13 protein-coding genes (1 of these 13 cut by a window edge) are annotated in these 11,150 nt (G+C 66.3%); 3 read left to right on the forward strand and 10 right to left on the reverse strand.

Annotated elements, in window-relative coordinates:
• The 10 genes from LVJ94_37875 to LVJ94_37920 form a co-directional block, all read right to left on the reverse strand.
• A protein-coding gene (locus LVJ94_37875; protein ID WXB02668.1) for a protein kinase crosses the window boundary here: on the reverse strand, positions 1-1,205 show its 5' portion. Its footprint begins 67 nt before the window's first position; 1,205 of the gene's 1,272 nt are visible here — the first part of the coding sequence; the start codon lies at positions 1,203-1,205; the stop codon falls past the left edge of the window.
• Positions 1,206-1,265: 60 nt separating this feature from the next.
• Positions 1,266-1,538: a 30S ribosomal protein S20 gene (rpsT, locus tag LVJ94_37880; GenBank protein ID WXB02669.1), complete on the reverse strand. Its 273-nt coding sequence runs from the start codon at positions 1,536-1,538 to the stop codon at positions 1,266-1,268.
• A gap of 81 nt (positions 1,539-1,619) precedes the next feature.
• Entirely contained in the window at positions 1,620-2,816 is a 1,197-nt protein-coding gene (locus LVJ94_37885) for a PrsW family intramembrane metalloprotease (protein WXB02670.1), read from the reverse strand.
• A 12-nt stretch (positions 2,817-2,828) separates the two neighbouring features.
• The gene (mtnC, locus tag LVJ94_37890; protein ID WXB02671.1) at positions 2,829-3,503 is read right to left on the reverse strand and encodes an acireductone synthase; all 675 of its coding nucleotides are present in this window, start codon (positions 3,501-3,503) and stop codon (positions 2,829-2,831) included.
• A 5-nt stretch (positions 3,504-3,508) separates the two neighbouring features.
• Positions 3,509-4,057 (reverse strand): acireductone dioxygenase, encoded by a 549-nt coding sequence (locus tag LVJ94_37895; GenBank protein WXB02672.1) that lies wholly within the window; start codon positions 4,055-4,057, stop codon positions 3,509-3,511.
• Between the two features lie 24 nt (positions 4,058-4,081).
• Positions 4,082-4,783 carry a methylthioribulose 1-phosphate dehydratase gene (locus tag LVJ94_37900; protein ID WXB02673.1) on the reverse strand — a complete coding sequence of 234 codons (702 nt, stop codon included), beginning with the start codon at positions 4,781-4,783 and terminating at the stop codon, positions 4,082-4,084.
• A 3-nt stretch (positions 4,784-4,786) separates the two neighbouring features.
• Positions 4,787-5,536, reverse strand: a complete 750-nt coding sequence (locus LVJ94_37905; GenBank protein WXB02674.1) for a hypothetical protein — start codon at positions 5,534-5,536, stop codon at positions 4,787-4,789.
• Positions 5,533-5,718, reverse strand: coding sequence for a DNA gyrase inhibitor YacG (gene yacG / locus LVJ94_37910; GenBank protein WXB02675.1), 186 nt, complete (start codon positions 5,716-5,718; stop codon positions 5,533-5,535). The genes LVJ94_37905 and yacG overlap by 4 nt, the downstream gene beginning before the upstream one ends.
• A 3-nt stretch (positions 5,719-5,721) precedes the next feature.
• Positions 5,722-8,118, reverse strand: coding sequence for a (Fe-S)-binding protein (locus tag LVJ94_37915; GenBank protein WXB02676.1), 2,397 nt, complete (start codon positions 8,116-8,118; stop codon positions 5,722-5,724).
• Between the two features lie 117 nt (positions 8,119-8,235).
• Entirely contained in the window at positions 8,236-8,865 is a 630-nt protein-coding gene (locus LVJ94_37920) for a hypothetical protein (protein WXB02677.1), read from the reverse strand.
• On the opposite strand from LVJ94_37920, the gene LVJ94_37925 reads away from it, so the two are divergent.
• The 3 genes from LVJ94_37925 to LVJ94_37935 are packed head-to-tail and all read left to right on the forward strand — an operon-like array spanning position 8,864 to position 11,147.
• Positions 8,864-9,892, forward strand: a complete 1,029-nt coding sequence (locus LVJ94_37925) for a hypothetical protein (GenBank protein ID WXB02678.1) — start codon at positions 8,864-8,866, stop codon at positions 9,890-9,892. The genes LVJ94_37920 and LVJ94_37925 overlap by 2 nt on opposite strands.
• 47 nt (positions 9,893-9,939) lie before the next feature.
• Positions 9,940-10,503: a sigma-70 family RNA polymerase sigma factor gene (locus LVJ94_37930; GenBank protein ID WXB02679.1), complete on the forward strand. Its 564-nt coding sequence runs from the start codon at positions 9,940-9,942 to the stop codon at positions 10,501-10,503.
• Complete coding sequence (locus LVJ94_37935) at positions 10,500-11,147, forward strand: hypothetical protein (protein ID WXB02680.1); 648 nt, start codon at positions 10,500-10,502, stop codon at positions 11,145-11,147. Before LVJ94_37930 ends, LVJ94_37935 begins: the two co-directional genes overlap by 4 nt.
• The last annotated feature ends 3 nt before the right edge of the window (positions 11,148-11,150 follow it).

Consider the following 11,150-nt stretch of genomic DNA (forward strand, 5'->3'; position numbering starts at 1 on the left):
CTCGTTTCGTCGTGGGTGGCCGGGGAGAAAAGTTTGGGCAGGGCCAACATCGTGATGGTGGCGCCCGTTATCACGGCGAGGGTGCCCGCGATGATGACCGGCGCCCTGCGCCCGCGGGGCGCCGCGGGCGGCGACGGAGCGTCCACTTGTTCCGGGGAGGGCAACGGGGACGGCGTGGCGGCTATCGGTACGGTGTGGACCGGAAGGTCCCGCACCGGCTCCACCGCCCGCAGGGCGCGCAACAGAGGCTCCGCGGCACCGCCCGCGAGAAGCGTCTTCGCCCCGAGCGGCTCGGCGGCCTCCACGGCACCGCCGCCGTACTCGCGCAGCGTCGTCACCGCGACGAGCATCTGCCGCGCGGACACGAAGCGGCGCGTGCGATCGCGGCGCAACGCCCGCTCGACCAAGCGCGCCACCTCGGGGGATACGCTTGCATCGAGCGTCCGCAAATCCGGCGCATCGTTCATGCAGATCGACAAAATGATCCGCTCGTAGCCCTCCCCCACGTGCGGCGGGCGGCCCGTGATGCACTCGAACAGAATGGCGCCCAGGCTAAATAAATCGGCCCGCCCATCCACGTCGGCCACGGCCTGCGCCTGCTCCGGGGACATGTACAACGGCGTGCCGACCACCGTGCCCGCGCGCGTGATGAAGCTGACCCGATGGTCGGTGCACTCCATCTTCGACATGCCGAAGTCGACGATCTTCACGAGGCTGCGGCCAGCCCCGCGCGACACCAAGAAGACATTGTCCGGCTTCAGATCGCGATGGACGATGCCCGCCTCGTGCGCGTCGGCCAGGCCACGCAGCGTCTGCGCGGCAACATCGAGCGTCTCGCCTATCGACAACTTGCCGAGGCGGCGCAGGCGGCAACCCAGATCCTCGCCGCGCAGCAGCTCCATCACCAGGTAGGGACGGCCGTTGCTCGAGCCGGTGTCGTGCACCGAGACGATATGATCGCTCCGAATGCGTCCCACTGCGCGCGCTTCGCGCGTGAAACGACTGGCGACCGCATCGACCTGCGCGTATTCGCGGTCGATGAATTTGATGGCGACGTTGCGCCCTAAGCCAAGATGTTCGGCTTCATAGACGGCGCCGATGCCTCCAGCGCCGAGAAGCTCGATGATGCGGTAGCGCTCGTCGACCACTTGGCCGACGAGGCTGCGAAGCTCATCTTCCCGCTGTTGGGGGGAAATGCCTTGCACAACGCGGTTTTACCACCGATTCGGCGGCGTCCCCACCCCCAGCCTTCCCCGCGAGACGGCTCAGGCGCCGGTCGTGAGCTTGTGGACGGCGGCGGAGAGACGCGCGACGGTGCGCGATGCTGCCTTGAAGTGAAAGACGCGCTTGCCGGCGGCCTTGTCGATCGCCTGGATCGCAAGAGCAAGGGCCGACTTCGCCCCTTCCTGATTCTTCGCCGTAACCTCGGTGCGGACGCGCTTCACGAGGGAGCGCACGGCGCTCTTCACGGAACGGTTACGGTTCGTGCGCTTGACGCGCTGGCGATTGCGCTTTTCTGCGGAGGGATGATTGGCCACGATGATTCCTTCGAGAAACCGGGAAAATGGAGCAGAACGAAGTTCTGCGGGAGGCGCACTCTATTGAAAGGCGGGCCCTTGTCAAGCCTTCGCGCCGCGCCCCACCCAAGCGCCCGCGCACGCTAGACCCCAGGCAATGGGCGAAAAGGCCAGCGCGAACACCAGCGCCACCGGTGCAGCCAAGCCGAGCACCAGCAGGGTCGCCAGCAGCGCCAGCGCGGTCGCCAAAGCGGGCTCGAGCAGTGTCCGCGCGTTCGAGGCGCGCGCCACCAGGTACCCGCTCACCGGAAACGCCCCCAGAAGCCCGGCCCCCAGCAGCGCCACCGGCGCCGTCGTGGACACCGTGTGCTCGTCGACCAGCGAGAAGTCCACGTTGGCCCAGTTGCCGAACAGGATCGACAGAACGAGGCCCACCAGCATGGCCCCCAGCGTCACCAGCGCCCCATAGGCAATCCACCGGTACTTCACCGGCTGCTCGCTCCGTCGCAGGGCCTCCCGCACGGCGCGAAGGCTCGGCGGCTGCGACAGGGCCTCCAGCGGCATGAACGAGATGCGCGGACCGAGGTCGCTCGAGCCCGGCCCCGACGACACCGGCCCCTCATTGCTGCGCCGCCGCAAATCGCGCGCGCCGATCCATGCGACGCCGGCCATGCCGATCAGCAGTGGCACCGTCGCAATGAGGGCGCCCGGCCCGCGGCCGTACACGAAATGGATGTACAACCCGTGCGCCGCCACGGAGCCCACCCAGGTCACCGGAAAGAGCGCGCCCGGTGTTTTCAGCTGCCGCGAGCGCCCGAGCGCATAGCCCCACGCGCACGCGAAAAAGAGGTGCGCCGGAAGCGCCAACGCCGCACGCGCGAGCCAGATGCCCCCCGTGGGGTGCGCGCGCAAGAGCAGCGCATTTTCCACGACGGTGAACCCCAGGGCCGCTGCGCTCGCATAGACCAGGCCGTCGTACGGCTCGTCGAAGTGACGCGTTCGAAACGCCGCCCATGTCGCGGACACCTTGGCCGCCTCGCGGACGGGCGCCACCACGGCGAACAAAAAGAGGAGCGCGCCCGCCTCGCCCGACACCGAGGCGCGGATGTCCAGCCCCGTCCAGGCGGCGGCCCTCGCCTCGATGTAGAAGGCCACGCCGCCAAAGATGGCGCCCAGGATGAACACCAGGCTCACCAGCCAGATGGGCTCCTTCTCTTCGTCGGTGTGGTAGACGCCGACCACCAAGAGCACCGCGGGCAACACCGCGGGGAGGAACCATCTCAAGAACGAGAAAACCACGGCACCTCCCGTTCAGAAACCGAGTTCGTCGAGGGCGAAGCTGCGAACTTTGGCGTGCGTGCTCGCCGCATCGTCGGCGATGCCCGGCCTGACGAGCTGCCACGTGGAAAGCCCGGCCGCGCGAGCGGCCTCCAGCTCGGTGCTCACGTCGGAGAGAAACGCCACCTCGTTCGTCCCCAGCGCGCGCACGATGGCCTCGTACGCGCTCACCTCGCGCTTGGGCCCCGCCGTCGTTGGATCGAAGTAGCCGCTGAGAAAGCCGGTGAGATCGCCGTGCTCCGAATGACGAAACAGGAGCTCCTGCGCCTCGATCGATCCGGAGCTAAAAATCGCGATGCGGATCCCGCGCGCCTTCCACCGCTCGAAGGCTGCGGGCACGTCGGGGTACACGTGGCTCTTCACCTGGCCCGACTCGAACGCGCCGCGCCAGATTTTCCCCTGGATGGCCTTGAGCGTGGGCTCTTTCCGATCGGCATCGATCCACGCCGTCAGATGGTCGATCAGCCCCGCCATGTCATTCGCGCCGGTCGCCTCGCGCGCACGGAGCACCTCGTCGTCGTTCCAATGCTCGGCGATGTACTCGGGCAAGGCGCGGCGCGAGAGCGGGAAGAGGACGTCGTGGACGAAGGAGATGTCCGTCGTCGTTCCCTCGATATCGAGAAGCACGACCTGCGGCGGCGGAGCCATGCGCCTCAGGCCCTCTGGTAACGAGGAAAGCGGCCCGCAACGTCGGTGCCGGTGAAGTTGGCCACCCAGCCTTTGGGGTCGGTGAAGAGGCGAATCGCGGTGAAGCGCGGCTCGGGCCCCATGTCGAACCAATGGCGCGTGCCGGCGACGACGTTGATGAGGTCACCTTTGGTGCACTCGAGCGCGTAAACGGCGCGTTCGTAGTGGATGCAAAAGAGCCCGGAGCCCTCGACGAAAAAGCGCGCCTCGTCCTCGGAGTGGGTGTGCTCGTCGAGGAACTTCTTGCGCATTTCGGAGTGGTTCGGCGTCGTGGGCTTCACCGAAACGACGTCGGCGGTGCCGAATCCGCAGTCGTGCTCCAGTTTGCGAATGGAGTCGGCATACGCCGTGAGGATGTCCTCCTGCGAAGCATCCTCGGCAAGAACGCGCGACGCGTCCCACCGCTCGAAGCGAATCTTGGCCTCGGCCGCGGCATCGCGGATCGATTCGAAGGTGGAATACTCGTCGAAAACGTCGGGGCGGGTATCGTCTCGGTAAACGCGCAAACGGCTCATGGTGCATTCCTCCTCGCAGCGCCGTCAGGCAACTGCGATGGGCTGACAGGCGCGAGAGCGAAGGGTGCAATCGAAGAGAAACTCGAAGGCTTCGACATGACGCCGGGCCTCGTCCATATGACGCCCCCACGCATAGAGGCCGTGCCCCGCCACGAGGTAACCGTGGATCGACTCGGTCCCGAATGCGTCCATCCATGCGTCGACCTCACGAGCGAGATCGTCCATGTTCTGCGAATTGTGGAAGATCGGCACGCGCTCCTTGTGTTCGTGCGTGCGCACGTCGGATAGCGCTTTCAACATTTCGTACCCGCTGATCTCGAGCACGCCCTGCGCGGCATCGAGCCGCGAGAGCACGGTGGCGCACGGCGAATGCACGTGCAACACGGCGCCGATTTCCGGGATGCGCGAGTACAGGCGCGCATGCAGCTTGGCCTCGGCGCTGGGACGCGCCCGGCTGCCGTTGGAGCCCACCGAAGGCGGCGGGATCGCGTGGCCGTCCAGATCGAGAACGACCATGTCCTGCGGCGTGAGGGCACCTTTTTCCCGGCCCGAAGCGGTGATCATCATCGAGCCCTCGCCCAAGCGCGTCGAGAAATTGCCGCCGGTGGCAAGCGCCCAACCGCGACCGTAGAAGTCGCGCCCAACGGCGACCAGCGCGGTGGCAGCGGCTTCGAGGTTGGCGGCAGCGGCCTTCGAGGCATGGTGGGAGGGCGTGGAGGTGCTCATGACCTAAAAATGGATACCCCCGTGGAGTAGGAGGCGTCCACCGAAGCCCGCGGAGCCGCCGCTTTTCCCGTATTCCACGTCGGCACTTCCGTCGACCGAAGGGCGCCACATGGCGAGAAACTCGGAGGAAAACTCGCCGCCAAACGAAAGATGCGGCGTGAAATAGTAATCGAGCCCGAGTTGGAGCCCTGCGTCAAAGCCGCGCACGTGCACGTCGTTGGAGTTCGCGCGGGTGCCGATGGCGTCTTGGCTCAGCGCACCGAGGAAGCTGTATCCGCCGTAGAGCCCGATGTACGGGTCCCATCGGCCGATGGGGATGTGGAACGCGACCTCGGCGTTGATTTGCCAAAGGTCGTACGGGCTCAGCGCCGTGTAGCGGAGTCGCGGCCCAATCGTGAGAATGAGCAGGCGAAGGCCAAGGCCCACGTCGAACACGGGGCCGACGGCGCTGGTGCGCTCGAGGGCGAGATCGGACGAGTTGAAGGTGGTGAGCCCGACGAGGCCGGCCCCGGCGCTGACGTTGGCGTAAAAGAATTCGAGACCGCGGCCGCTGTCTTTTTCCCTCTCGGGTTCGGCGGGCGGCGGCACGTACGAGGGCGCTGGGACGTAATTGGGTTGAGGGCTCCCCCACCCCGGCCCTCCCCCGGGGGGGGAGGGAGGGAGAGGTGGGGGTGGGGCGAGGCCCTGTGCGTGGGATGAAGAGGCGGCGGCGAGGGCAGTGAGAGCTGCGAGGAACGCCGCCGTGTTCTTCATTTTTCGTCCTTTGGTTGCTGGGGCACTTCGCCCGAGTCCGAGCTATCTTGCTCGGTACCCGGGATGGCGTACTCGCCGTTCAACCATTTCCCGAGGTCGACCTGCTTGCAGCGCGACGAGCAAAACGGCCGCGCTTCACGCATCGCCTCGGTCAGCGTCTTGTTGCAGATGGGGCACCGCATGGTTCATTCACCCGGCGGCGGCGCATTGATCTCGGCGTCCGCATTGGCCGCCATGGACAAGTCCACCGCAGGCAGGTCCCCCGGCGGCAGCGCAATGGCCGTTTCCTCGCAGCTTCGATCGAGGAGCTCGGCCACGTCCATCGTCGTGTAGCGCTCTTCCAGGTTCTGGCTCTTGAGACCGTCGGTGAGCATGGTCATGCAGAACGGGCACGCGCTGGCCACGGTGCCTTCCTTCACCGCGTCCACCAGCTGCAAGGTGCGCTTCACGTTCACGCGGTTTTGATTCTGCTCCTCCATGAACATTTGCGCGCCGCCGGCTCCGCAACAAAGACCGCGCTGCCGCGTCCAATATTCCGCCTCGACCAGCTCGACCCCCGGAATGGCGCGAAGGATGTCGCGCGGCGAGTCGAAGATGCCGTTGTAGCGACCGAGGTAGCAACTGTCGTGGTACACGACGCGCCCGGTCACCGGGTTCTGCGGGTCGAGCTTCTTCTGCGCCAAGAGCCCGAGCAGGTAGTCGGTGTGGTGAACGACTTCGAACTTCGCGTCGAAGTCCGGGTACTCGTTCTTCAACGTGTTGAAGCAGTGCGGGCACGTCGTCACGATCTGCCGGATGCCGCCCTGCTCCTTGTAGCCGTTGAGCACCGCCGCATTCGTCTCCGCGAGCATCGCAAAGAGGAACTCGTTGCCCGCGCGCCGTGCCGGATCGCCCGTGCAGTTCTCTTCTTCGGCGAGAATCGCGAAGTCGACACCCGCCTTCTTCAACAGCCGCGCCGTCGCGCGCGCAATCTTCTTCGCGCGATCGTCGTAGCTGGCCGCGCAACCGACCCAGAAGAGCACCGGCGTGTTCGGCCGGTCGGCAAACGTCGGTATTTCCAAGCCTTCCGCCCACCCCGCGCGATCCATGCGCGAGAGGTTCCACGGGTTGCCGTTCACTTCCATGCCCTGGAACGGCTTCTGGAGCTCGTGCGGGAACTCACCTTTGACGAGCACCAGGTTGCGCCGCATATCGACGATCTTGTCGACGTACGAGATCATCACCGGGCACTGCTCCTCGCAGGCGCGGCAGGTGGTGCAGCCCCAGAGCACGTCGGGGTGGATGATGTTCGCCACCAGGTCGATGGCCGCAATGCCGTTGGTGGTCTTCGCCGCTTCGGCCGTGCCTTCGGCATTCGCCGGCGAAGATTCATCCTCTTTTTTCGGTTGAGGAGTGGAGTCCTTTTGATGAATGAACTCCTTCTCGCGCGAATACAGATGATTGCGCAGATCGAGCGTCAGGTGCTTCGGGCTGAGAACCTTGCCCGTGCGGTGGGCGGGGCAGTTGTCCGAGCAACGACCGCACTCGGTGCACGTGTAGAAGTCGAGAATCGCCTTCCACGAGAAGTGCTCGATGCGCCCCACGCCGATGGCAAGCGCCGTCGGATCCTCCGACTCACCAGCCGCGCCCACGAGCTCCATGAGCGTCTCGGAATAAGGCTTTTTCTCGGGCGGTGCGGCCTCCGTCGTGCCCTCCGCGGCCCCTTCTGCTGGAGGAGCATCGGCGGCGGGCGCAGGGGTCGGCAACGTGGCCGTGATCATCGGAAGCCGGCCCGCCGGGGCGAGATCGCGGAAGAAGACGTTCGGGATCGCCGTGATGACGTGGAAGTGCTTCGAGTGCGGGAGCAGGTTCAAAAAGAGGAGAACGAGGGCCGAGTGGATCCAGAAGCCCGCATGCGCGAACACGATGAGCAACGTGGGCGAAAGGCCCTGGAAGAGCATCGAGAAGAAGGTGCCCGCGGGTGACGGGAACGGCGACCAACCGACGTGCCCCTCGTCGCCATACGGCGCCACGATGGTGGCGATGGCCTTGCACTGATCGGCCGAGACGAGCTCGTGCCCCGTGATGCCACAGAGCGACGTGTCACGCTCGGCGAGCACGAACGCGGCGCCGTCGTAGACCATGTCGGCGACCATCATCGTGAAGATGATTCCGAGGATGACCAGGCCTTCCGTGCTCAAGGTGGTCCGCTTCATTGGACGGACCACGCGGTAGTAGAAGAAGATGCAGACGCCCGTGATGACCATGACGCCCACGGTGTCCTTCATGAACTCGTACACCTTGCCGAGCGGCATCCACGGGGCGAGCACGAGGAGGTTCCACGTGGGGCTGAAACCGCGGCCCCAGAGGATCAGCGTGCGCAGGAGCAGCACCACGAAGCCGATGAAGATCAGCTTGTGGGCGATGCCAGCGGGCTGGTAATAGTCCATCTTCTCTTGAACGAAGGCGTAGCGCCACACCGCCTTCACCCGATCGCCGAGACGATCGAAGCGATCCGCGGAACGCCCGGTTCGAAGTAGAAGCCACCTGCGCCCGGCTGCGATGGCGAATGCTCCGAACGCCACCACCAGCAACACTGTCATCGCCAACGCACTCAAAACGACCGACCTCCGAAGGGGTTAACTGAATCGCCATTCAGTCTACTCCAAATCGGCGGCGGGGGCGGGTTACAAACTGCCCCCCTCACAAATTGCACCCTCTCACAAGTTGAACGTGAAGGACTTCTGGTCGTCGGTGGGGGAAACCTCGAGATCCACGCCGTAGGATCGGCTGCCGATGCGGGCGCCCAAGCGCGCTTTGACGGGCGCGGGGGCGCCGTGGATGTCCGTGAGCTTGACCTTTACGACGTAGGAACCGCGCGGGGGCTCCATGCCTTCGAAATAGACGTTCTCGACGTTTTGGGAGTAGCAGCTCTGGTTGCCCGTGCCGGGGCAGTCGCGGTCGAGGTGCAGGCCGCTGGCGCTGGTGCGGTTCGATTCCGTGACGCTGCTGCCCGAGGGATCGGTGACGCTCAAGTCGATGTCGGCGGGGCTGTCACCCCACGCCACGATGAATTGCAGAAGGCCCGTGCCGAGGCCGCAGCCCTCTTCGAGGACGCCGTTGCAGTTGTCGTCGATGGCGTTGAAGCAGATTTCCGGGCCCGTGGGGGTGCATGCGCTGACGAGGGAGACGCCGGGGGGCGCGACGATGGATCGCGGTTTCAGGTCCGCGCCAAACTTGGCGGAGCGCGCGCTGGGTCCGCAGGCCCCAACGAAGGCCGCGACGAGCAACGCGATGGATTGCGCGCTTCGCAGAGGCCGCTTACACCTATGCGTCGTCTTCCTTCTCATGCGGTCCTCTTTTCGCATATTCGCCTGGGTCGCGTTCGGCGTTTTCACCTTGCCGCATTTGGCGCGCGCCGAGGAGCAGAGCGAGCCGGTGGTTCTCCTGTACCGCGCGCCGGCGTCGGGTGCGTGCCCCACGGAGACGGCCTTTCTCGAACAGGTGCGGCAACGCACGACGAAGCTTCGTGCACCGCGCGCCGGCGAGCCGTTTCGACGCTTCACGGTGGACATGCGCGCGACGCGAACCGAGACACGCGGGCGTCTTTCCATCCGGGACAGCGACGGCGCGGAGGCCGTGCGCACGGTGTCCGGCGAGGATTGCGGTGAGGTGGGGTCGGCGCTGGCGCTGGCCGTGGCCATTGCGGTGGACCCGACCGTGTCGCTCGGGCCGGCGCCGGAGGGGGATCCGGCGGATTCGCCATTCGCGAATCGCGAATCGCGAATCGCGAATGCCAAACCGGCCCCCCCACCCCCGGCCCCCGTCCGCCCAGCGCCGGCGCCGCCAAAGCGCACACCGCGCGTTCGCGCCGCGCTTGCGGCGGAAGGCGTCATGGCCACGGGCGTGGCACCCGGCGTGCTCTGGGGCGCGGGGCTTGCGGCAACGTGGACGGCACCGCTCGCGTTCGAGCCGAGTTTGCGGGCCGGCGTCGCCTATTCGAGCAGTGCGCCCGCGTCGGTCGATGCCGCCGAGGCGCATTTTGCGCGATGGACGGCAAGCCTGGAAGGCTGCGCGCTGCGCATGCGGCTCGGCCGCATGTCGCTGTTTCCGTGCGCGAAGTTGGAGGTGGGGGCGCTGCGCGCGGAAGGGCAGAACATCGCTCGGGCAACGTCGGACGTGCGCCCGTGGGTCGCGGTCGGACCTTCGGCGCGGGTGCGCTGGTTGGTCCCCGGGCAGCGCCTGTTCGTCGAGGGTGGGGTGGCCGCCATGGTGCCGCTGACGCGAGATCGCTTCTTTTTCCAGCCGAACATCACGATCCACCGCGCGGCCGTGCTCGGAGCCGAGGCGGACCTCGCGCTGGGGCTCGAGTGGTGATCAAAACGGCCAGGTCCGTCCATTAAGGGACGGCAGCGCCTTTCCCCATGAGCACCGTTTCGGATCTCGACCTTCCGTTGACGCCCCCGTCGCCACGCACGCGGGAGCGCCTGCGCGCGTGCATGGACGAGCACTACGATGCGGTGTGGCGGGCGTTGCGCCGTTTCGGGGTGCCCGAGTCCCACGTGGAGGACGCCGCGCAGCAGGTGTTCATCGTCTTCTCCAACCGACTCGACGCCGTCACGGAGGGCTCCGAGCGCGCCTATCTGTATGGGACGGCGGTACGGGTCGCTTCGGATCTGCGCAAGCGTGCCTCGCGCTCGCGCGAGGTCCCCTCGGCCACCGCGGCCGACGAGCATGCATCGTCGGACTACGACGCGGAGCAACTCCTCGACGCGCGCCGCGCCCGCGTGTTGCTCGACGACGTTCTGGCATCGATGCCCATGGATCTGCGCACCGTGTTCGTTCTGTACGAGTTCGAAGAGCTCACCATGGCCCAAATCGCCACGTCGTTGGAGATCCCCGCGGGGACGGTTGCATCGCGACTGCGGCGTGCACGCGAGCTCTTTGCATCGAGCGTCAAAGCCTTGCAGGCAGGGACCGAATCATGAGCCACCCGAACGATCCGCGTCGCTTGAAGGACGAAACCCGCGATCGCTTGGCGCTCGCGCTGCTGGCGTCGGTGCGCATCGATGCTCCGCCCGAAGGTGCCCGCGCCCGCGCCAAAGCCGCATTGGGACTCGGCCCATCGGGCTTCGGCCTCCTGAAGTGGCTCTCGCTCGCCTCCCTTGGCGCGGCCAGCATCGTGCTCTCGGTCGCGCTCTCCCCGCGAGAAAAAGTCTCTTCGGTCGAAGAAGAAAAAGTTTCTCTCCTCGAAGAAAACGCCGACCGAGAAGATCCCATCGAAGAAAAAGTCTCTTCGCCACCAAAGGAAGACGCTTCGAAGAAGCCTGATCCCGCGAAGAAGGCGCCCGCCAAGACCGAGCGACGTTCCTCGCTTCTCGAAGAGATGGCCCTGCTCGACGCCGCACGCGCTTCACTCGCCGCCCATGCCCCTGCGCGGGCACTGGCAACGCTCGACGATCTCGAGCATCGTTTTCCCAAGACGACCTTCCGCGAAGAGGCCACGGTACTCCGCATCGAAGCCCTTCACGCGGCGGGAGATCGCACGCGCGCCGAAGCGCTCGCGCGCGCCTTCCTCGAAGCCCACCCGAAGAGCGCGTACGCTCGCCGCGTACGCTCCCTTCAGCCTTAGCCC

This window comes from Sorangiineae bacterium MSr11367 (genome assembly GCA_037157805.1).
In the GTDB taxonomy this organism is placed as follows: domain Bacteria; phylum Myxococcota_A; class Polyangia; order Polyangiales; family Polyangiaceae; genus Pendulispora; species Pendulispora rubella.